General features: G+C 38.9%; 19 protein-coding genes and 2 pseudogenes. 9 read left to right on the top strand and 12 right to left on the bottom strand.

Annotated features, from left to right (window positions below):
• Positions 1-11: 11 nt before the first annotated feature.
• Entirely contained in the window at positions 12-2609 is a 2598-nt protein-coding gene (gene dnaB, locus RMY00_RS20355) for a replicative DNA helicase (RefSeq protein WP_322649272.1), read from the top strand.
• 157 nt (positions 2610-2766) lie between these two features.
• On the opposite strand, the gene RMY00_RS20350 is transcribed toward dnaB, so the two are convergent.
• Together RMY00_RS20350 and RMY00_RS20345 are read right to left on the bottom strand one after the other, a co-directional pair.
• Positions 2767-3288, bottom strand: coding sequence for an FKBP-type peptidyl-prolyl cis-trans isomerase (locus tag RMY00_RS20350; RefSeq protein ID WP_322649271.1), 522 nt, complete (start codon positions 3286-3288; stop codon positions 2767-2769).
• Between the two features lie 78 nt (positions 3289-3366).
• Positions 3367-3690 carry a phasin family protein gene (locus tag RMY00_RS20345; protein WP_322649270.1) on the bottom strand — a complete coding sequence of 108 codons (324 nt, stop codon included), beginning with the start codon at positions 3688-3690 and terminating at the stop codon, positions 3367-3369.
• A gap of 163 nt (positions 3691-3853) precedes the next feature.
• On the opposite strand from RMY00_RS20345, the pseudogene RMY00_RS20340 reads away from it, so the two are divergent.
• Positions 3854-4057 (top strand): annotated as a pseudogene (locus RMY00_RS20340) (TIGR03792 family protein); the annotation flags it as partial.
• A 446-nt stretch (positions 4058-4503) separates the two neighbouring features.
• On the opposite strand, the gene RMY00_RS20335 reads toward RMY00_RS20340, so the two are convergent.
• The 4 genes from RMY00_RS20335 to modA form a co-directional block, all read right to left on the bottom strand.
• The gene (locus RMY00_RS20335; RefSeq protein ID WP_322649269.1) at positions 4504-4914 is read right to left on the bottom strand and encodes a 2TM domain-containing protein; all 411 of its coding nucleotides are present in this window, start codon (positions 4912-4914) and stop codon (positions 4504-4506) included.
• Positions 4915-5181: 267 nt separating this feature from the next.
• Positions 5182-5841 (bottom strand): hypothetical protein, encoded by a 660-nt coding sequence (locus tag RMY00_RS20330; protein ID WP_322649268.1) that lies wholly within the window; start codon positions 5839-5841, stop codon positions 5182-5184.
• A gap of 246 nt (positions 5842-6087) precedes the next feature.
• Entirely contained in the window at positions 6088-6840 is a 753-nt protein-coding gene (locus RMY00_RS20325; protein ID WP_322649267.1) for a DUF642 domain-containing protein, read from the bottom strand.
• 66 nt (positions 6841-6906) lie between these two features.
• The gene (modA, locus tag RMY00_RS20320) at positions 6907-7713 is read right to left on the bottom strand and encodes a molybdate ABC transporter substrate-binding protein (RefSeq protein ID WP_322649266.1); all 807 of its coding nucleotides are present in this window, start codon (positions 7711-7713) and stop codon (positions 6907-6909) included.
• Here modA and RMY00_RS20315 point away from each other — a divergent pair.
• Together RMY00_RS20315 and RMY00_RS20310 are read left to right on the top strand one after the other, a co-directional pair.
• Entirely contained in the window at positions 7712-7909 is a 198-nt protein-coding gene (locus tag RMY00_RS20315; protein ID WP_322649265.1) for a hypothetical protein, read from the top strand. The two genes, modA and RMY00_RS20315, sit on opposite strands and share 2 nt — an antisense overlap.
• A gap of 608 nt (positions 7910-8517) precedes the next feature.
• Positions 8518-8919 (top strand): fasciclin domain-containing protein, encoded by a 402-nt coding sequence (locus RMY00_RS20310; protein WP_322649264.1) that lies wholly within the window; start codon positions 8518-8520, stop codon positions 8917-8919.
• A gap of 170 nt (positions 8920-9089) precedes the next feature.
• Here RMY00_RS20310 and sfsA read toward each other — a convergent pair whose 3' ends face one another.
• Positions 9090-9815, bottom strand: coding sequence for a DNA/RNA nuclease SfsA (gene sfsA, locus RMY00_RS20305; RefSeq protein ID WP_322649263.1), 726 nt, complete (start codon positions 9813-9815; stop codon positions 9090-9092).
• A gap of 243 nt (positions 9816-10058) precedes the next feature.
• Between sfsA and RMY00_RS20300 the strand changes: the two genes are divergently transcribed.
• The gene (locus RMY00_RS20300) at positions 10059-10727 is read left to right on the top strand and encodes a 2OG-Fe dioxygenase family protein (protein ID WP_322649262.1); all 669 of its coding nucleotides are present in this window, start codon (positions 10059-10061) and stop codon (positions 10725-10727) included.
• Between the two features lie 2 nt (positions 10728-10729).
• Here RMY00_RS20300 and RMY00_RS20295 read toward each other — a convergent pair.
• Positions 10730-11015 (bottom strand): annotated as a pseudogene (locus RMY00_RS20295) (DUF711 family protein); the annotation flags it as partial.
• Between the two features lie 110 nt (positions 11016-11125).
• Between RMY00_RS20295 and RMY00_RS20290 the strand changes: the two are divergent.
• Complete coding sequence (locus RMY00_RS20290; RefSeq protein WP_322649261.1) at positions 11126-12394, top strand: tetratricopeptide repeat protein; 1269 nt, start codon at positions 11126-11128, stop codon at positions 12392-12394.
• Between the two features lie 253 nt (positions 12395-12647).
• Here RMY00_RS20290 and RMY00_RS20285 read toward each other — a convergent pair whose 3' ends face one another.
• From RMY00_RS20285 to hemE, 3 genes are all read right to left on the bottom strand, one after another.
• Complete coding sequence (locus tag RMY00_RS20285) at positions 12648-14246, bottom strand: B12-binding domain-containing radical SAM protein (RefSeq protein ID WP_322649260.1); 1599 nt, start codon at positions 14244-14246, stop codon at positions 12648-12650.
• A 235-nt stretch (positions 14247-14481) separates the two neighbouring features.
• Entirely contained in the window at positions 14482-15438 is a 957-nt protein-coding gene (locus RMY00_RS20280; protein WP_322649259.1) for an NAD(P)-dependent oxidoreductase, read from the bottom strand.
• Between the two features lie 173 nt (positions 15439-15611).
• A complete protein-coding gene (gene hemE / locus RMY00_RS20275; RefSeq protein ID WP_322649258.1) occupies positions 15612-16673 on the bottom strand; it encodes a uroporphyrinogen decarboxylase in 1062 nt (353 codons plus the stop codon).
• A 249-nt stretch (positions 16674-16922) separates the two neighbouring features.
• On the opposite strand from hemE, the gene RMY00_RS20270 reads away from it, so the two are divergent.
• On the top strand, positions 16923-17669 hold the full coding sequence (locus RMY00_RS20270; RefSeq protein WP_322649257.1) for a hypothetical protein: 747 nt from the start codon (positions 16923-16925) through the stop codon (positions 17667-17669).
• Between the two features lie 40 nt (positions 17670-17709).
• Here the strand turns inward: RMY00_RS20270 and RMY00_RS20265 are convergent, their stop codons facing one another.
• Entirely contained in the window at positions 17710-19029 is a 1320-nt protein-coding gene (locus tag RMY00_RS20265) for an ABC transporter substrate-binding protein (RefSeq protein ID WP_322649256.1), read from the bottom strand.
• Positions 19030-19281: 252 nt separating this feature from the next.
• Here RMY00_RS20265 and RMY00_RS20260 point away from each other — a divergent pair, with 252 nt between their 5' ends.
• Complete coding sequence (locus RMY00_RS20260) at positions 19282-20025, top strand: class I SAM-dependent methyltransferase (protein ID WP_322649255.1); 744 nt, start codon at positions 19282-19284, stop codon at positions 20023-20025.
• 100 nt (positions 20026-20125) lie between these two features.
• On the top strand, positions 20126-21193 hold the full coding sequence (locus tag RMY00_RS20255) for a glycosyltransferase family 4 protein (RefSeq protein WP_322649254.1): 1068 nt from the start codon (positions 20126-20128) through the stop codon (positions 21191-21193).
• The last annotated feature ends 27 nt before the right edge of the window (positions 21194-21220 follow it).

Here is a 21220-nt window from a genome sequence, read left to right as displayed (position 1 = left end):
TAAAATCGTTTATGGCTGAAGCACTTAGTTTTCAAGGCGATGGTAGCGATCGCCTCCCACCACAAAACATTGAGGCGGAAGAAGCGATTTTGGGGGGTATTTTACTAGATCCAGAAGCGATTAGTCGAGTTAGCGATCGCCTCCTCAGTGAAGCTTTTTACATTAGCGCTCACAAAGATATTTATCAAGCAGCTGTGAGGCTCCATACTCAAGGTAAACCCACAGACTTACTTTCAGTCACAAGTTGGCTGACTGACCATGAAATGCTTACTCGCATTGGTGGTAGAAATAAATTAGCAACTCTGGTAGACCGCACAGTGTCAGCCGTCAACATCGATGCCCTAGCAGGGTTGGTGATGGACAAATACCTGCGGCGACAGTTAATTAAAGCTGGCAATGAAATTGTACATCTTGGTTACGAGACAGAAACCGAATTACCACAGGTTTTAGATCAAGCAGAACAGAAAGTTTTTAGCGTTACTCAAGAACGTCCCCAATCAGGTTTAATTCACATTTCTGATACTTTAATTAATAATTTCCAGGATATTGAAGATCGAAATCAAGGCATCGCCTTACCTGGTATTCCCTGCGGATTTTACGATTTAGATGCGATGACTAGCGGCTTTCAACGTTCTGATTTGATTATTGTCGCGGGCCGCCCATCAATGGGGAAATGTTTGCATGAAAATGTGGAAATACTTTTGAGTGACGGGAGTATCTCAACTATTAAAGAAATATACCATCGTCGGCAAGCTGAGTTAATAACTTTAGGAAATGATTGGAAGTTTCATTTAACTCAAGCTTCAGCCTTTGTTAATGACGGTATTAAACCAGTTTTTAGTGTTACTACTCGCTTAGGACGATATATTGAAAGTACTATCACCCATCCTTATTTAACCATCAATGGATGGCGACAACTTTCAGAATTAAGAGTAGGGGATAAAATTGCTGTAGCTCGTAAACTTAATGTATTTGGTACAGAAACTATCCGCGAGTGTGAAGTTAAATTATTGGCATATTTCATAGGTGATGGTTGCTTAACAGATTCAACACCAGAATTTACTAATGTTAACTCTCGCATCCAAAATGATTTCACATACGCTGTTACCAGCTTTTCACCCAAGTTGAAAGTTAGGATAGAAATTAGGAGTGAACGCACCCCAATACTCTATGCAGCTATGTCTCAAGGGCAAAAGAATCTTTTAACAACATGGTTGGAAAACATAGGATTATGGGGCAAAAAAGCTGATGCCAAAATCATTCCGCAAGCTATTTTTAAATTGGAGCGATCGCAAGTTTCCTTATTCCTCAATCGTTTATTTGCAACCGATGGATGGGCTACAGTACTTACAAGCGGTCAATCGCAGTTAGGCTACTGTACTGTCAGCGAAAAATTAGCTAGACAAATACAACATTTGTTATTGCGATTTGGAATTATTGCCAGTCTGAAAAAACGCTCTATGAAATATAAAGACACTCGTAGACAAGCTTGGCAATTAGATATTACTGATGCTCAGAGTATCAAAAATTTTATCTCAGAAATTGGTATTTTTGGCAAAGAAGAGGCATTAACTAAGGTCGCAGATGCAATAGCTAAAAAGAGATATCAAACAAATCGTGACCTCATTCCAATAGAAATTTGGGAACAGATAACAACAGCTAAAGGTAATGAACCTTGGACTCTTTTAGCTCAACGTGCCGGAATTCAAGGGTATTCAAATATCCATGTTGGGAAACGTACTTTAACACGAGAAAGGCTTTGGATATTAGCAAGTACTTTAGAAGATTCGCCACTTCAACAGTTAGCAGCGAGTGATGTGTACTGGGATGAAATAGTTTCGATTGAATCGATGGGATGCAAACAAGTTTATGACTTAACAATCCCAGAAACACACAATTTTGTCGCCAATGATATCTGTGTTCACAATACCGCGTTCTGTCTGAATCTAGCTCATAATATCGCCGCTTCTTATAAATTGCCAGTTGCTTTCTTCAGCTTGGAAATGTCAAAAGAGCAATTGACGCAACGTTTATTAGCTAGTGAAGCGCAAATTGAAAGTAGTTATTTGCGAACTGGTCGCCTAAGCCAAACACAGTGGGAACCTTTAAGCCGTGCTATTGGTATTCTTTCTGAAATGCCAATTTATATTGATGACACGCCAAATATTACAGTTACACAAATGCGTAGTCAGTCAAGAAGACTGCAAGCTGAAGTTGGAACTGAATTAGGATTAATTGTAATAGATTACTTGCAATTGATGGAAGGAGCCGGCGATAATCGCGTACAAGAATTATCAAAAATTACGCGTCAACTCAAAGGTTTAGCGCGGGAATTATCTGTACCAGTTATTGCTTTATCTCAGTTGAGCCGAGGGGTGGAAGCACGTACCAATAAGCGTCCGATGTTGTCGGATTTACGCGAAAGTGGCTCAATTGAACAGGATGCGGATTTAGTAATAATGTTATACCGTGATGAATATTACTCTCCCGATACTCCCGATCGCGGCATTGCAGAAGTAATTATAGCTAAACATCGCAACGGGCCTACTGGTACGGCAAAACTTTTGTTCAATCCACAGTTTACAAAGTTTCAAAATTTAAAAATTTAGCTATTGAATTGGGGACTGGGATTGGGAGAAACAAATGCCCAATGACGCCACTTGACGGCAGTTGCTCCACTTGGGGAAACCTCAAGACCGCACTGCCTCCTCCACTTGGGGAGACCTCAAGACCGCAGTGGCTCCCCAATTCCTAATGCCCTAGTTTCTACTTAACTCCGAGCAATTCCACTTCAAAAATGAGAGTGGCGTTGGGTGGAATCACACCACCTGCACCACGAGCGCCATAACCTAATTCAGATGGGATGATTAACTTACGCTTACCGCCTACCTTCATAGTGCTAAGTCCTTCATCCCAACCTTTGATTACCTGTCCAGCACCGATTTTAAAGCTGAAGGGTTGGCCGCGATCGCGTGAACTATCAAACTTAGTACCATCTTCTAAAGTGCCGACATAGTGAACTTCAACCGTTTGTCCAGATTTAGGAGTCGCCCCAGTCCCCTCTTTTAACTCGACATACTTTAATCCAGAGGGGGTGGTTACGGTATTAGCATCAGACATAGTATTGCTCGCAATTAGAGTATTATTTTCAGTTACAGTTGGTGGCGCTGGCGGCGTTTGGGTTAACTCGGCAGCAATGGCAGTATTCTGTTTACTGCCTACTTGCCCTACAGTCAAAAGTACAACACACACCAGCATGAACGCCACGCTGAGGAAAATTGGTTTCAAAATCAGTTCTCCTTACTTAGGTATCCTGGCAAAAACATTACCAACAGGACACAATTAGTTTAAATCAGAAAGGACATCCTAACGCCAAAGCTTATTTTCTAAATCGCGCAATTGACGCTCTAAACGGTCAATTCTACCGCGCAGTTCGTCTACTTCAGACTGGCGAGCTACCCCCAAATCTTGCATCATATTTCGCATTTGCCGTTGCATTTGAACATCTAAGTTTCCCTGCTCCGACTTTAACTGCTGGGCAATATCATCTATAACTGCTTTGGCTTGCTCTGGATTGAGCTTACCGTCTTTAACTAAATCATCGCTGACTTGGCGTAATTTTTCTGCTACTAAAGATGTTGTGCCAAGACCCACCATCATAAGCTGTTGCAACCAGTTGTTGCTGTCCATACTCCCTTCCTCTTAAATTATTTCAAACCAGCCGATCATTGCTCCTGAGTGTAAGCAATCAAGCTATGCTAAAAGCGTGGTTATTCTAGCCTACATCTCTATTTTGGCAAATTAGCAAACACAGAGATCACAGAATGTGCTTAGAGAATGACTCAAGTTTAAGGTTGCCCCAAATTTAAGGGAAAATTTTATTCAGAAAGATGTACAAATTTGGACAATAGGGCTGGCTGAATATCTTAGATTTCTCGCTAAAGAGGTTTGGATGAGCCTGAATAACCACACAGCAGTTATCCCGATCATTTGTTTGGTAACGCTGGAGCAGTGGAAAGCTATACCCCAAGCAGATTTGCAGACTATTAAGGATTAATTCATCTAATCACTCAGAGAATCTTATCCAATAGCGAAATCAGCAAAGTATCAAGTACGGAAATTTCCCCATTTCTAGGTGAAAGATTACTCTTAACTTATAGAGAAGAGGCTTAAAAAGAAGCAAACTTCCACCATCATGATTAGTGAAGCGATCGCCTCAAAAAATTATAGGAATCCAATTTCGTCATTAGTCATTATGGCTAATAAATAAATCGGCGGTAATTCCCCTTCTTGAAGGTATGAAATTCCTACCGATTATATTTGAGTTTTGCGAAATATACTCAGAAACAAAACTTAATTTGACAAGCTTTCAGTCAGCTTGGCTTTTCAGAAATTAAATCGAATTCTAGTATCATAAAATAAGTTAGAGTTTAGATAAACTCAATTGCTTTTAAGACTTAAAGCATCTTCTTGAAATCTCCATTTTTCAAAGTAGGGAGAAGCTTAGATTTTTGTACGCCAACTCTGAAAGGCTATCTCGTAGTCTTCTGATTTACTCTGATAAACACCCCACCAATGAAAAAACAGTCCTAACCCCCATCCTAATACTGGGAAGATAGCCCAAAAGTAACTAGGGCTAGTTATTAAATTCAAAATAATAAGGAATAAATTCACCACTATGAAGCTAACCAAATGTGCCCTAAAGGCTCTGCGTCGGAAAGTATTAAATGTGCGTTGCAAACGTTCCTCTTCTTCTTGAGCTAACCACTTGTTTTCAGTTACTTTCAAAATATCAGAAGAAATACCTAAGTCAGATGCCATTTCTATAAGCTGTTCTCTTGAAAATCCACCTTCCTGTCTACGAGCTAGTGCTATTTGAAGGATTTTTTGGACATCTTCTGAATCGTAAGTCATTTTAATTACCTTATAAGTTGGTGTGTAAATGCACCTTTGATTTCACTAATTTTTCGATAGTTTTGTTCAATTAAGTTAGTGAATTTCTCCACATTTTGCACCCAATACTTAGTTAAATTTACACAATTATTATTTTCTCATAGTTGATTTAGAGCTACTGTATTTGTCAATACCTCTATATTGCTTTATAAAAATGCCGTAACAGCGATCGCTATTACGGCATTAAACCAAAAATTATGTGAAAGTTGAATTCTAGTTCATCTATTTCTAGCTAATTGCCTTCTTTTTTTTCAGCCATATTCCCACTAACCCAGCAATTGTTATTTCTCCAATACTTGATGGCTCAGGCACAGGTGTTACACTCACAGCATCTAAGTATAAAAAACCATAGCGAGCTTTACCACCCAACTTTAACTCTGTAGATGATTTTGTGGCGACAAAATTAAAGTCATACTGTGTGAAGGGAACTCCAGCAGTATTGATAGTATTTATTTTCTCGAAAACTTTATTTCCATCGACAAATGTATGAAATATGTTATTAACGTCACTGCCACCTTCGTCTGTTCCTAAAAAGAAACTGAGATTATAGGTACTACCGATAGTTGTAGCCAAATTCTGGGATATGTAAGCAGGATTTATAAATGAACCTATCGATAAACCTTGATTACCATTATCATGCTGAGGAAAATTGTCAATTCTAATCCCTGATGTATCCATCGGATCACCAGATTTAATCCAGTCTGTAATATTAGGATTTCGAGTGTTGGGATTATTAGGATCTACGAGGGGGTCAAGTTCAAAGCTTCCGTTTTTAACAAGTTCTGCCGCTTGTGCTGCTGCATTATAAGTATTGGTAATTACAGCAGTGCTAATTAAAGTAGTGGTAACACTAAAAACAATAATTGAGAGTTTTTTAGTTAACTTCATGAAACTTGACTCCAAATAATTCCAAATTCTGACTATTAAAACAAGTTGATAGTTACATCCATGCTGGCTCTAAGTACTTGTCAATAGAACTTACTGAGACAGACATTGTTTGGGTTTTTACTACTTTGTCCAGCTAGTTTGGAGAGTTTGTAGTAAGCACTAAAGTGCTTATCAAACAAGAATTTTAGTTCTTACTACGAACTTGCTTAACTATCAATTTAAACTTGACAGACTACTACCCGTGATTTATTCATCACCATCATCTAAGAACTTCTGAATAAAAAAACATCCCAAACTTTCTTGTGGGATGAGTGTCCCTACATGTCCCAGATTGAGGGCGGACAAGATGCCCACCCCACAAGATGGATAATTTATTTTTTGGGAATCCTTTACCCCTGAATCTCCATAATTTTCTCCTTGATTTTTAGGTGTAGCTCTCACACTCACATCATCCAAATATAAAAACGCATACTTGGCTTTGGAACCAAACTTTATCTCTGTGGATCTTCCTTTTGCTTTAAAACCTAACGTGTATTTTGTGTAGGGCTGAAAAGAAGTATTAGTTTTAACATCAACATTCTTTCCACCTATAAAAACCTTAAATTTATTCTTCAGGTCAGGTGCTTCCTCTGTTGATGCTAAATAGTAAGTAAGTTGGTAGTGTTTTCCAGGAACTGTATGGATAGTCTGTGATATGTAGCTAATCTTTGAAAATGCACCAAGTGATAAACCTTGATTACCAGTATTAGGAAAATTACTAATTCTAATACCTGATGTATCGAGCGGTTCACCAGATTTAGTCCATCCAATAATATTAGGATTTGGAGTGTTGGGATCATTGGGATCTACGAGAGAATCGTTTTCAAATCCCCCATTGATAATTAGCTCTTGTCCTTGGGCTTGTGCTGCCGATTTATAAGTATTGGTAATCACAGCAGTCTGAAGGAAGGCGGTGGTCAAACTACAAACAATAATTGAGAGTTTTTTAGTGAACTTCACGAAACATTACTCCAAATAGTTCAAAATTCACGACAACGAGTACTGAATTGATTTACTTTGTGGTGATTAAGGCAGGGCAAAGCCATAATTATTTTTGAAGATAGCCTGGGCTGTAGTACCACTTAAGTAGCTAGAAAAACTCTGTGCCGCCGAGAGAACTGTAGTTCTGGTGAGGATAGCTAGTGGGTAGACAATCGGATTGCTCTCTGATGGTAAAGCGGTTTCTACGATTTTTACCTTGTTAGAAATCAGAGCATCAGTTTTATAAACAAAACCTGCATCAATAGTTTTATTTACACCGTTGACTTGAAGAGTTTTATTTTCAACAGCAGTTAAGACGGTACGCACATTGCTACCACGGTATAATTTGGGACTTGTAGCAGTGAAAATACCTCGCGTAGTGAGAACTTGTTTGGCATAATTACCTGCTGGCACAACTGGAGGAGTACCTGTGTAGTCACCTATAGCAATGCCAGTAATGTTGGCGTTGGTCAAACCATTGATACTAGTGAGACCAGCACTACCAGCACTAACAGGAGATGTCGTAGGTTTAATTAAAACTAAACTGTTTTTAACAACGTTTTTACGGCTACCTGCTACCAATCTACTTGGGCTTGAATTCTGCAAGACATTTATTTGGTCGGTAGCGGCAGAAATGAAAATATCTGCTGGTGCTCCTGCTTGTATTTGGCTTAACAAGGTACCAGAAGCACCAAACGTATAAACAATATTGACGCTTGGGTTAGCATTTTGGTACTGAGTCTTAATAGCATTTAGCGCGTTTGTTAAGCTGACAGCCGCATACACATTAAGTGTGGTTACAGATTGTGCTGGTGAAAAATTGACAAACTGCCAGCCTATTACTAGCATCATGCTGGTAACTGCTGTAGCCATCCAAGCAATAAGTCTTCTTCTGTTGATGAAAGTCATAGTTTGGGGAAATTATTACCTAAAAGTCTCATTGTTGACATACCTGGCTTACGCACAGGCAACCAAAAAACCAACTACCTACATAGATGCAGAGGTAGAGGATATGGATAGATGGGAGTTAGAGAAGGTTTATACGTAAGTCCTACGCATAATAAATTCTGCAAATAAACAGCCAATCACAATTACTACAAGGATTAGTGTGATAGACCATTTATTATTTCCAACTAGAGTTAATACAAACAGCAAGTGAAATGTATTTAGTGATGAAATAATATCAGTTAAATATGCACAATACCAACATTTTTGGTTAATAAATCATGACAAATAGCTATGGCAGGCGCATCAAAGTTATTAAAAAGCTCGAAATTACATATACAGTAAAGGTTTTACTAGAAAATCCCATATAGCTCTTAGAATAGCTAAAACCCTATTTATACCAACTAAATACTTTTGAGTATCTATTTAACTAACTTTTTTGGTAAAGCAAGTGCTGTGTTGATACTAGTAAACAGCGATCGCTCCTGCCTCTGTAAAAAAAAGGAGCTATGCCTACGGTGGTAAACTACGCATCCTAGAAGTGCTAGTAACTCATCCGCCCAGACAATGTATATGTCTATTTATAAAAATATAGACAATTATTTATGATATCGATAAAAATTTTTATTCGGTATACCTCTAACGATAGATAGATTTTATTAAATAAATAGTTTAGATTTGTAACAAGTTACACAGAACTAGGTAAAGCACATGGCCAATATAGTTGACACCGCCGCTAATAATGGTTCTTTCAACACACTAGTTGCAGCAATCCAAGCAGCTGGTTTAGTAGATACACTGAAAGGCCCTGGCCCATTTACCGTCTTCGCACCTACTGATGAAGCGTTTAATAAACTTCCAGCAGGTACAGTAGACGCATTACTTCAAGATATTCCTAAGCTCACCAAAATCTTGACCTATCATGTAGTCTCAGGCAAGGTACTAGCTGCTGATGTAGTTAAGCTAAAGACAGCTACAACAGTTGAAGGTTCAGATGTAAAAATCGACGCTTCTAATGGCGTTAAAATCAATGATGCAACTGTTGCAGCAGCAGATGTTGATGCTGATAACGGTGTTATCCACGTAATTGACACAGTTTTGATTCCTGCATAAGCAAACGTCACAATAGCTAATGCTATTTCTAGGGCGACGGCTACCTGTAGTCATTTCTCTATGACAGTCTGGTTGAATGTTTTTTAGTAAACACCAACTACCAATAAATCCATCTAGACAGTATCTAGATGGATTTGTTGTTTCATGCGTTTAAATTTAATTAGGTGTAATCAAATTTTTAGTTTTGCCAAACCCAAATAACGGATACCTTCGGGGGAAATATCAAAACGGCAAGGTAAGACTTCTAAACCGAGAGCGATCGCATCGCGTAATAATTTACCATATATAGGATCTGTGCGATCGCCAGGCGAAAACTCAGTACAATCACCGCGATTGATAAAGTAAAGCATCACTGCACGAGTTATAGGTAGTAGAGCCATTAGTTCTCGCAAATGCTTTTGTCCTCTTGTAGTTTCCGTGTCAGGAAATAAAGCTAGTCTCCCCTCAGACAAAGTTGTATTTTTCACTTCTAAATAAATCGGGCGTTCCTCATCACTCCCCGTTAAGAAAAAATCCACTCGACTTTTTTTATCAAGCCCATAAACCACCTCACCCTTGATTTGGCTATAGTCGCCCAATTCTGGGAAAAGATATTTCGCCAAAGCTAGCTTTACCACCCGATTGGGCAAAAAAGTATTTATGCCTACCCAAGTCGGCTCGTTGTCATGTACCTGAATTAGTTCTAAAGTGTAAGCCAATTTGCGGTTCAGATTATCACTTTTGGAAAGCTGTACCGCACTGTGGGGAGTTGATACTCCAGTCATTGGCCCTGTATTGGGACAATGTGCTGTCACTATTTCGCCAGAAGTAAGTTGAACGTCAGCAAAAAACCGCTTGTAACGCTTAAGTAAAATACCGGGATATAAAGGTGGGTAACGGTAAAGCCAATCTATCATTATAAAACCTTGTTGCTGCTAGTAAATATACGTCGATTCCTTACCCACCTACCTGTCAACAGTAAATTTTTTCAGCAGCTACTTTGCTTTATAACAGAAATTGAGTAACTGTATATATCATAAAATGTCAATTTTTGTAGTCAAATTAACAACATGTTAATATAAAGTAGCATATACTAGATGTTATAAGCCTCCCATAAAGAAAAATCCGGGAAAATTACAACGTGCAAGGAGGTAAATCCTATGCAAGAAGTGCAAGTATCAAGGGAATTAGAATATGCTTTTCTCTTTACTCTAAGAAAAATAAATTCGATAAATCCAGAAGGTTTCAAGCCATTTTTTAGTAATATGCCTCTTGACCCTTATATAAAAGGCAACTATCGTTCAAGGAGATTATCTCGGTTCACAGTTTCGGGAAATGAGTTAACCAAATTACCTCATGGCTACCTCTTCCAAAGTAAAAATTACAATCCATTAGTAGGTGACATAAAAAGAGAGTTTGCAGAATTAGATGATACACTCATAAAACTTGATATTTTTAGAAATCTTGTCTTAGCATTTAGTGATTCTTGTAAACTTCATCCTGAGGCTGAAATCGGAGTTCATCAAATTAGGACTATTTGCTCACCAGATAATTTGGGTAATCCAGCGCCTGAAGGTATCCATCAAGATGGTAGTGATTTTATTGGCATATTCTCAGTTGATAGAGAGAATATTCAAGGAGGAGAAACACATTTGTATAGTGCAAAAAAAGAAAAGCCTGTATTTAGCAAAGTTCTAAATCCAGGAGAACTTTTATTAGTAAATGATCATGATTTTTTCCACTTTACCACTCCTATAAAACCACAGATTGATGCTCAGGGAAGTAGAGATGTTTTTGTGCTGAGTTCTCCTAGCTTACTTTCAGAATAATTCTAGTTAACTGTAAATATTTTATAATCTACGAGATATGGGGAATTGAATGTAGTCATTTCCCCAGTTTTTTTTATTTATAATTAGAAATAATTGTAACTAATTGCAATTTTTTCTATATTTATATCGTTTGTAATCGGTACTGTATCCAGTTCACATCTACAAAATACTGAATATAATAATGAATTTGTAATATTATGTTTGCCTGTTAGCTAATCCAACATCTTTACAAACTGGAAGCATAAATCCAGAGTAACCATAGATTCTTATTGATACATTTTTTAATACACAATAATAAAGACACGCTGAATACTTAAAATATTAAAGGTGAGTGTATAGGTGAGGCTACAAAACAAGCGTGCTGGAATTCAACTAACTGAATCAACCAAATAAATGCCATGAATGACGAATTCTACAATAGAGGATTGGAAAAGGCTAGGCGAAAAGACTACGCTGGAGCAATTGAGGAATTTAATCATGCTTTACAACTGACTCCTTACTTTGCCGAAGCTTACTTGCAACGGGGTTTGGCATATTATGACTCAGGAGCAATCCTTAAGGCTGTTTCAGATTATACCGAAGCCCTAAAGTTGAATCCTGAGAGTGTAGAGGCATATTATTGTCGTGGATTGGCTAGGGTGGCGCTGAAAAATTTACCGGGGGCGCTAGATGATGTTGAACGCGCTATCCGTCTCAATTTCAATTATGCTTATGCTTATAATCTACGGGGGATAGTGCGGCGCAAACAGGGTAATATTCAAGATGCGATCGCTAGCTTTAAAAAAGCTGCACAATTATATCTAGAACAACAGGATAAAGACAATTGTCGTCTGTGTCTGGAACAAATTAAACAGCTACAACCCCAAGAATTACCTGTTGTACAACAATCACGTTCTCAAAATGCGCCCATTTTATCCACAAATGAATATTTCAGGCAATTATTAGAAAAAGCTGAAAAGGGAGATACCCAAGAGGCATTCGCCGATTTAAACTGGGTATTAAAAGCTGATCCCCAAGATGCCCAAGCTTACTGCTGTCGTGGGGTTGTGCGTTGCAAAATGGGGAATTATCGAGAAGCGATCGCAGATTTTAATCAAGCATTGCGATTAGATTTTCAAGATGCCATTGTCTATCGCAACCGAGGTAAAGCGCGTTCTATATTGGGCGATCATCAAGGTGCGATCGCGGATCTGAATCAAGCACTCCAGATGCAACCCGAAGATCCTTTAGTCTATATTGCCAGAGCAAATGCTTATCGAGCAATGGGTAATTATCTTGGTGCAATTCAAGATTACAGCTATGCACTAAAAATAAATCCTAATGATGCTCAAGCTTACTATAATCGCGGCATTGCCTATACTTGCACAGAAGAAATGCAAAATGCCCTGGAAGATTATCAACGGGCGGCGAGTATTTTTTGTGAACAAGAAGACTGGGGAAATTATCAACAAGTCTTAAGTAGTTTAGAAAAAATTCAAAAATTTAGTCCAGAGTCAAAAAAGCAAAAATATAACTTACTACGTCAGCGACTTTTGCGAATGGTTGGCGGATATTGGGAAATTGCCGAAAGATTAATTCAGCAGAAGCAATATTATCATCCTGGGATGTCAGACGACTGGTATTTGCAAAAAGTGATTGATGACTTAGAACGCGATCACGGTAGATAACAATACTTGTCGGTTAAGGGGAAAAGGGGAAAGAAAAAACCTTTAACCTTTTCCCAAAACCCAATTCCGAGTTAAAAATGCACAAAGCGAGCAGTATTGCGGTAGATAATATCATGTCCGCCAAATTACCCATAAGAAAAGAACTTCACCCCCTCCCCGCAAGCGAGGAGGGGAGTATGATGTATCTCATTTGATTAGGAAAAGCTAAAAGTAATCAAGCGGATATGATATCACTTGTTATTTTCCAATGAAACTAACTGACTACTGCTTTAGCTTTTTCCTCCGCTTTTTCCTTCACTAGCACATAAGGCGTTTCTGCACCTTGTGCAAGATATTCAGCTAGCTGACTTTCAATTTGATCGCGCACAATTTGGCGATACTCTAGAAAATGCTCGTTGTGGGCGCAAGCGGCGATGTAATGCTCAATAACTCCAGGGTTACGCTTGAGAATACTGAACAAATGATGCCAGAACTTCCAACGGGTTTCTCGTTTAATTCCTTGTCGCCAAATTACAATTAGTAGCGCTTTAATAACTACCCACTCTGGCATTTTCGCTGGCGCTTTCCAACTTGGCAAACCCATCATCAAGAAACAGCGATAGGTACGATCCAAATACTTTACTGGGTCGTATAAAGTACAAAACGCTTCAATATATTCTCGTGCCAGTTCTTCTAGGGGGCGGGTGGGCAGGAAGTTCATCAATGTTGTTTGGTTGATGTTGCCATCCTGGTTTTCCCGGAGCCGTCCTTCTTTTTTCAGGCGATGCCAAAGCGCGGTGTTAGGTAACGCTTGTAACATAGCAAAGGTAGTAGAGGGAATCGCTGCTTGTTCTGCAAAGCGGACAATGCGATCGCCTGCGCCTGGTTTTTCGCCATCAAACCCGATAATAAACCCAGCCATTGGGCGCAATCCGGCTTTGATGATGGTTTCCACTGCCTCGGTTAGAGAACTGCGAGTATTTTGAAACTTCTTAGTCATTTGCAAACTATCCTCATCCGGCGTTTCGATTCCCAAAAACACCGCCGAGAAACCGGACTCAACCATTAACTCCAACATTTCTGCATCTTGTGCCAAGTCAATTGAAGCTTCAGTGTCAAATCGGAAGGGATACTTGTGTTCTGCCATCCAGACTTTTAACTCTTTGAGCAACAATTTCACATTTCGTTTGTTGCCAATAAAGTTGTCATCTACCATGAACACACCCCGCCGCCAACCCAATTCATAGAGGTAATCTAACTCTGCTAAAAGTTGGGCTGGGGTTTTGGTACGCGGTTTGCGTCCGTAGAGAACAATAATGTCGCAAAATTCGCATTGGAAAGGACATCCACGCGAAAACTGCACCGACATCATGTCATAAGCATCCAATTCTAATAAATCAAAGCGGGGTATTGGTGTGCTTGTCACATCTGGCTTCTCGGTGGCGCGGAAAGTGCCAGATGTGTCTCCCCGTTTGACTGCCTCAATAAACATGGGCAACGTGATTTCGCCTTCATCCAGAATCAGAAAATCTGCACCAACATTTTCAACTTCGTGAGGTACAGAGGTGGGGTAGGGGCCGCCAACTGCGACTAGCTTGCCACGTTTTTTTGCTTCCTGGATTTGGTCAAGTAAATCTTGTTTCTGGACAATCATCGCAGAGAAAATTACTATATCTGCCCATGCCCATTCTGCTTCTGTTGCGGCGCGGATGTTGCGATCAACCAGCTTGAATTCCCATTCTTGGGGTAAAATCGCCGCTACTGTTACTAAACCCAGAGGTGGTAATAAAACTTTGCGATCGACTAACTCCAAGATTTTTTCATAAGACCAAAAGGTTTTGGGAAATATTGGATACACTAACAAGATTCGCATGTAGTATCAATCCTCACACTTTGATTGTTATCCCACTCTAACGAAAATAAAGACCTATTGACTTTTTATTAAAGTTGTTCTATCTTAACATTCTGGTTAATTTATACATGCTCATAGAAATATTGCCTGATTTTTTCTACTGACATGCTATAGTTACGCAAGATTTTGCTAATTTCTTAAATATTATTGATTTGGTATGAGATGTTTTTAACTCAATGTTAAGAGTGTCAAATACCTACTTAACACCTTTAACGCCACTAATTTTTAAAACATCACTCATGGTTGCACAATAATTTGGCAAGCCGAAACTATCGGGATTGATAAATTTTTCATAAGTAAAATGCCGATAGTTCATGCAAAACCGATCCCAAGCAGCCATCCGAATGCGGAACAGAATAATAATCAAATTAGCCAATGCTATAGATATGGGAATGCGAAAGTAAATCTTTTTGCCCAGATAAGCACAAACTTGTTTCACTGCTTGATTAGCAGTTAAAGGTGCTTGACCTAAAACCAGCCGACGTGGTTGATCGTTTTCGACAGGATGATCGATTAAATATAGCACCACAGTGGCAATATCTTGTGCGTGGATAAAGTGAAAACTGCCATCTGCTTCCAAAAAACGAATCACATTAATATATTTCGTCACTTCTGTAATACCAGATGTGACAGCAGAATAAGGTTTATTCGCATCACCGCCCAATACTACAGTCGGAAATACTGTGGTAATTTTGGGTGCGATCGCTAATTTTTCTTTTTTCTGTAAGCAGTCATATTTGGAACGGATGTAATCTGTACCAATTTCCCCGGCTTCTTTTAATGGTTGATTGTGCCGATCTAAAACGCTAGCTGTCGAAAAATAAATTACTTGCTGGCAACGTTCTGGATCTAGCAGTTCCAGCAACTCTATAGTCTTAACGACGTTAATATCAAATGTCGCATCACCACCCCAAGCTGTGGCTGTGAGTACCGCCGTATCAATTGTGGATAGCAAATCGGCAAATTGGCGAATATTTTGCATATCACCTTGCAAAACATTGATACCCGAACGTGCCTTAATATCAACTTGCAGTTTGCTTGGGTTCCTAACTAGCAGATACAGTTCGTGATCTGTTTCCTTAATTAAGGCTTCTGTTAAATAATGACCTACACAACCACTTGCACCAGTCACTAAAATCCGTTTCTGGCTCATAAAAGAATTTATCAAAATTTAGGAGTTAAAACTAAAGAGTTAAGAATAAAGTTAAAAGTTCCGAATCCCAACTGATAACTTATTACTCTGAAAATTTTAGATTTTGAATTTTGGATTTTGGATTAAAAGAAAAATCTAAAATCTAAAATCTAAAATCTAAAATTGAATGGCTCTTAACCCTTAACTCCTGCAAGATTAAGTTCCTTTGCTGTTTCAAAGAAGAAAGCAACATTTTCTTCGGGAGTTTCTGGTAAGACACCATGACCGAGATTGAGAATGTGACCCCAATTACCAGCTTTGCGAACGGTATCAAAAATGCGATCGCGGATAAATTCTTTAGAGCCGAATAACACGCCTGGGTCAAGATTTCCTTGAACTTTGACATGCTTACCCAATCTGGCTCGTGCGTCTGCCATATCTACTGCCCAATCTACAGTGACAATATCAGCGCCAGATTGTCCCATTCTTTCCAACACACCTGCACTACCGCTAACTAGTAAAATCAAAGGTGTATCGGGGTGGGTTTGCTTGACTTGCTGGAAAACTCGCTTCTGATAGGGGAGAGCAAAAGTGTCATAATCTTGAGGACTCAATTGACCCGCCCAAGAATCGAACATTTGTACAACTTGAGCGCCAGAGTCAATTTGGTAGCGGGCATAAATGGCGATCGCATCTGCTAATTTAGCTAACAGTTGATGCAATATCGTTGGATCTGAAAATGCCATGTTTTTGATGATGGAATAGGTTTTAGAACCTTTTCCTTCAACTGCATAAGCTGCTAATGTCCACGGCGCACCCACAAAGCCCAACACCGTTGATTTATCGCCTACTTCCGAACGCAAAGCCTGCAAAATTGTTTTGATAAATGGTAGAGCTGCTTCTGGTTCTAAAGGATGCAGAGCATTGATTTGTTCTTGAGTGCGGAGGGGCGAGTGAATGATTGGCCCTTTACCTTCGGCAATATCCATGTCAATACCCAAAGCAGGTAATGGGGTGACAATATCAGAAAATAAAATTACTCCGTCTGGTTGGAAAGCTCTCCAGGGTTGCAAGGAAACTTCAATTGCTACTTCTGGAATTTCGGAGCGATCGCGAAACGAAGGATACTTCTCTCTTAGGTCTCGATATGCTTTCATATATCGTCCCGCTTGTCGCATCATCCATACAGGGGGACGATCTACTACTTCACCACGAGCAGCCCGTAAGAGATGAGGAGTCGTTGAATAAACACCCATTTATCACTTCATCCTAAGTCACAAATTTTATGCCACTGTTTAGCTTATCATTCAGGGATTACGCTTTTTCAGCAGGTTTGGAGTAAAAGGGGAATGGGGAGTGGGGACTAAGGAGTGAGAAATAGGATAAAACAAGAATCAATATTGAACTGAGGATTGGGAATTGAACATGGGGCATTGGTTAATAATCAATAGTTCTTCCTCTACTCCCTCATCCCCACTCGCCACTCCCCACTCCCCTAACTCCCTATGCAAACTGACTCTAACAGTTCCGATGATGTTGCATCTGCTAATAATGAGCCTAACCCAGGAAAGTTTTTGATTCCGCGATCGCAGCGACAGAGGTTCTTTATTCAGTTTACCTTAATGACCCTGATTGGATGGGTTGTGGGTGGCGTTGCCAGTATCGCCTTAGAGAAAATTATTCTCCAAACCTCACCTAGCACTGCAATCCAACCACAAATATGGGGTATTTTGGTCAGAAGTCTCAGCAATGTTATATTTGCTTTGATTTTTGCTGCCGATCAGAGCCTTGTTCTTTACCGATATTTATCAGGTTGGCAGTGGCTATTTGCTACTAGTGTAGGTTGGTTGATTGCTAACGGCGTTTCTACAGCCTGGATTAACTATCTTTCAAGTATTGCCATATCGTTAAATGAAATATCTCCTGAGCAGACTTTTATTTTTGGATTTCTGTCTGCGATCGCATATATTATTTCTGGTGTTTGGCTAGGGCTTTGTCAGTGGCTGGTATTGAGGCGATACACAACAGGCATTTGGTGGTGGAACTTTTTACCCTCAATCTCTTTTTTCTTGATCACTATTTTGATTTGGTTGATTTTTGTTGTACAAAATTTGATTCCAGAAGCCAACCGTAATTTTATACTGTATTGGAGTGGACAAGGATTTACAGCACTAATTTTGGGAATTGTACCAGCAATTGGCTTATGTACCTTGAAAAGAAATTCACATCGCCGGAATGGAATTTCTGGTTAATTAAAATTAAGCTATTTATGGATTTTAGATTCCATCTAAATTATAGGGAATCCCAAATTGAATCGAGGTTTACTTGAGCTTGTTTGAGTGCTGTTTCTGGAGATGCCCCTAACATGGTGGCTTCAATGGCTCGACCTAAACTGTCAGACAAACGACTATAGCCAGGAATGATTGGTCGAGAACCTGACACAGGCATTTGGTCAATAAAAACTTTCAAAACAGGTTTTTGCTGGAGAAATTTTTGATAAGCCTGACTTTGGGCAGATTTAATGTTAACTGGTAAAAAACCCGTTCCTATACTCCATTCTGTTTGAAATTCTTCGCTTAAAACATACTCTAAAAATTTGAGTGCTGCTTGCTCTCTTTCTGGTGTAGTCTTCATTAAATACATATTTCCAGTGGCTGTCACTGTAGCAGGTTTCACATTTGCAGGTATGGGAAATACTTTAAAGTCAACATTAGACTTCATGATATAACTCCAAGGCCCTGTGATCTGCATTGCAACGCGACCCGCCATAAAAGCATCTTCTTCATAACCTCGTTCTGGCGAAGAAAGGATTGCTGAACCATCTTTTAATAGGTCTTGCCAAAATTGTAACGCTGCGATCGCACCTGGATTAGTCAAATTTGGATGGTTATTTGTTACAATTTCTCCGCCAGCGCTCAATAAAAAGGGAAACCAACTAAAAACAGTCCATTCTCCCTTTCCTAAAGGCAATAGCATTCCGTATTGTTCAGGTCGATGATCACCATTCTTATCTATGGTCAATTTTTTGGCAACTTCCCTCAACTCTTCCCAAGTCTTAGGAATTTGCGTAATTCCCGCAATTTGGAAAAGTTTAGGTCGGTAAAAAATACCTACATTGCTTGTAGAAAGTGGGATTGACCAAAGATGACTATCTAATTTTAATTCCTCCCATAAGTTGGGGCTAATTTCCGACTTCAATGGAAATTTGTCTAGCCAGTTATCTAAAGGACGAATTGCCCCTAGTTCCATAAACTGACCGGTCAATTGAGGATCGAATGACAGAATATCTGGAGACGCATTGCCCACAACTGCTGTTAATATTTTTGGCAATTGTGGTTCACCTATAAAGATAGATTTCACCTTCACATCAGTATGAGTCTGATTAAATTTATCTACTAGTTTATTAAACACATCCCGATTAACAGGGGGATTAATTGATTGCCATAGACTCAGATGAATCACTCCGTCATTCTTCTGCACTGTCCCTTGACAACCATATAAGAATATGAAAAATATACTCAGAATAATTCCCATCAGCGAAAGCCGCCAAGCAGAATTGGTAAACTTGGGGGAAATTTTTTGAATTTGGTATTGCAAAAGGATAACTTTCATATTAATTTTTAGATTTTTTGGGTATCTATCATTTCACCCTTCTTAAACCCCACCGCCGTGTAGTCATTTTTTTGAAGATTAAGTTGCTCTATTCTCAAACGTTCAAAAATCTCTTTTATCTCTATTTTAGAAAAGCTTTGATATAAAATACTACATTTTATCTCAATCTTCACGAATGCTAATTAAGTTAAATAAAATTTTAAATATCTATTGTAGACTATAATACGTCTATTCTACGGCAGCACAAATTTTATGGTAAGCTCTACTACGCCTTATTTTTTAAGTAGCTTTTTAGAAAATTCATTCAACTTCAAAGATCATCTACAAGATTTTTTAAATTTAGATTCAGAAACCGTAAAAACAAAGTTAGCAGCAGAAAAAGAAGAAATAAAAAACTTAGGGCATAAAGATTTTAATTGGCAAGAAGCAAGTGCTTTCTATCGTGACAAAGTAGGAGAACTTTACTTATTTGAATTGGGGGCTTGGCATCTGTCAAGTCATGAGTATATTGGAGATATGTTGCGGTTGATTGCAGATTCTGCCCAAGGTCGAGTCTTAGATTTTGGTGGTGGAATAGGAACTCATGCTCTTGGTGCTGCTCTTTGTCCACAAGTTGAGCAAGTAATTTATTATGATATTAATCCGATAAATCGTGATTTTGTTAAGTATCGATGTGAGAAAATGGGACTGGGCAAAAAAATAGTTTTTGCTCTTGAAATGCCTGAAAAAGAGAAATTTGATACGATTTTATGCTTTGATGTTTTAGAGCATTTGTTAGATCCTAGCCAGCAGTTATTGCAATTTTATCAAGCTTTGAACTCTGATGGTAAAATGATAGTAAATTGGTATTTCTTTAAAGGTTTTAATCAAGAATACCCTTTTCATTTAGATGATCCTAAAGTAGTAGAAGCATTTTTCCATACACTCCAGAGTCACTTTTTAGAGGTTTTTCACCCTTACCTGATTACAACCCGTTGCTATCAGAAGCAGAGTTGAATTCGACTTAATGCTTTTTGGGTGGAGCCATTGCGAAATCCAATAAGTACGTTATTTAAGTGAAAAAATTATGTTTATAAAAATATATTAACGATTGCAAATGTACCATAAATTATTATTTATGTCTACCCCAATGGGTGCTATAGGTTCAGGATTGGGAGGTGGAGTAGAGTTAACCCTATCTAATATTGCTACAGAGATGCTCCGGCGAGGACATAAATTAGAAATTGTTGCACCCCTTGGCTCTATCAGCAATTCCTTACCTATTAAAGAAATTCCTGGAGAACTAATACAGATACCCGCGCAAAATCAGAGTCGTAGTGATCCGATTTTGCTCCATACAAATTCAGTTCTGGCGAATATGTGGGATTATGCTCGTCAAGTGCAAGCAGATTATGATTTAATTGTGAATTTTGCTTATGATTGGCTGCCACTGTATTTAACACCATTTTTTAACCGTCCGATCGCACATCTGATCAGCATGGGTTCTTTAACAGATGTTATGGATCAAATTATTGAACAAGTAGCAATTAATTTTCCGAATACTATCGGTGTTCACAGTCAAACACAAGCGGCTACTTTCACATTTCCAGAACGATGTATTTGTCTGTTAAACGGGTTGGATTTATCTATTTATCAATTTTGCCCAAAACCAACTCAGAGCTTGGCGTGGGTAGGTAGAATAGCACCTGAGAAAGGGCTAGAAGATGCAGTAGCAGCAGCAGAAATTACTGGTATTACGCTAAAAATATTTGGGTTTAAACAGGACATATCTTACTGGGAAAAAGTTTGCCAAGAATACCCTAATGCTCCCATAGAATATGTAGGGTTTTTACCAACAGTTGAGCTACAAAAAGAGTTAGGTAAATGTCGATCTCTTTTAGTAACTCCTCGTTGGATAGAAGCATTTGGAAATGTAGCAATAGAGGCACTTGCTTGTGGAGTACCTTTAATTGCTTATCGTCGGGGTGGTTTAACAGAAATTGTCCAAGAAGGCAAAACTGGCTTTTTGGTGGAACCTGATAGTGTTCAAGGTTTAGTAGAAGCGATTAAGCATTTGGATGAAATTGACCGCCAAGCTTGTCGCCAGCAAGCAGAGACTTTATACTCTTTAGAAGCTATGGGCGATCGCACCGAAGAGTGGTTTCAAAAAATTCTGAGAAACTGATATAGTACTAATCAACATTTGCGCCCA

The sequence above is a fragment of the Nostoc sp. ChiVER01 genome (genome assembly GCF_034531155.1).
In the GTDB taxonomy this organism is placed as follows: domain Bacteria; phylum Cyanobacteriota; class Cyanobacteriia; order Cyanobacteriales; family Nostocaceae; genus Nostoc.
The sequence above is the reverse complement of the archived record's forward strand: the minus strand, read 5'-3'. Positions and strand labels throughout refer to the sequence as shown.

What these genes read in the sequence shown, in the direction of transcription:
- modA (WP_322649266.1), bottom strand. Translation starts at nt 7,713, where the DNA reads ATGATGCTAGTAATAGGCTGGCAGTTTGTCAATTTTTCACCAGCACAA.
- RMY00_RS20345 (WP_322649270.1), bottom strand. Translation starts at nt 3,690, where the DNA reads ATGGACAGCAACAACTGGTTGCAACAGCTTATGATGGTGGGTCTTGGC.
- RMY00_RS20300 (WP_322649262.1), top strand. Translation starts at nt 10,059, where the DNA reads ATGCAAGAAGTGCAAGTATCAAGGGAATTAGAATATGCTTTTCTCTTT.
- sfsA (WP_322649263.1), bottom strand. Translation starts at nt 9,815, where the DNA reads ATGATAGATTGGCTTTACCGTTACCCACCTTTATATCCCGGTATTTTA.
- dnaB (WP_322649272.1), top strand. Translation starts at nt 12, where the DNA reads ATGGCTGAAGCACTTAGTTTTCAAGGCGATGGTAGCGATCGCCTCCCA.
- RMY00_RS20310 (WP_322649264.1), top strand. Translation starts at nt 8,518, where the DNA reads ATGGCCAATATAGTTGACACCGCCGCTAATAATGGTTCTTTCAACACA.
- RMY00_RS20280 (WP_322649259.1), bottom strand. Translation starts at nt 15,438, where the DNA reads ATGAGCCAGAAACGGATTTTAGTGACTGGTGCAAGTGGTTGTGTAGGT.
- hemE (WP_322649258.1), bottom strand. Translation starts at nt 16,673, where the DNA reads ATGGGTGTTTATTCAACGACTCCTCATCTCTTACGGGCTGCTCGTGGT.
- RMY00_RS20315 (WP_322649265.1), top strand. Translation starts at nt 7,712, where the DNA reads ATGCTGGTAACTGCTGTAGCCATCCAAGCAATAAGTCTTCTTCTGTTG.
- RMY00_RS20270 (WP_322649257.1), top strand. Translation starts at nt 16,923, where the DNA reads ATGCAAACTGACTCTAACAGTTCCGATGATGTTGCATCTGCTAATAAT.
- RMY00_RS20285 (WP_322649260.1), bottom strand. Translation starts at nt 14,246, where the DNA reads ATGCGAATCTTGTTAGTGTATCCAATATTTCCCAAAACCTTTTGGTCT.
- RMY00_RS20290 (WP_322649261.1), top strand. Translation starts at nt 11,126, where the DNA reads ATGAATGACGAATTCTACAATAGAGGATTGGAAAAGGCTAGGCGAAAA.
- RMY00_RS20330 (WP_322649268.1), bottom strand. Translation starts at nt 5,841, where the DNA reads ATGAAGTTAACTAAAAAACTCTCAATTATTGTTTTTAGTGTTACCACT.
- RMY00_RS20335 (WP_322649269.1), bottom strand. Translation starts at nt 4,914, where the DNA reads ATGACTTACGATTCAGAAGATGTCCAAAAAATCCTTCAAATAGCACTA.
- RMY00_RS20260 (WP_322649255.1), top strand. Translation starts at nt 19,282, where the DNA reads ATGGTAAGCTCTACTACGCCTTATTTTTTAAGTAGCTTTTTAGAAAAT.
- RMY00_RS20265 (WP_322649256.1), bottom strand. Translation starts at nt 19,029, where the DNA reads ATGAAAGTTATCCTTTTGCAATACCAAATTCAAAAAATTTCCCCCAAG.
- RMY00_RS20255 (WP_322649254.1), top strand. Translation starts at nt 20,126, where the DNA reads ATGTACCATAAATTATTATTTATGTCTACCCCAATGGGTGCTATAGGT.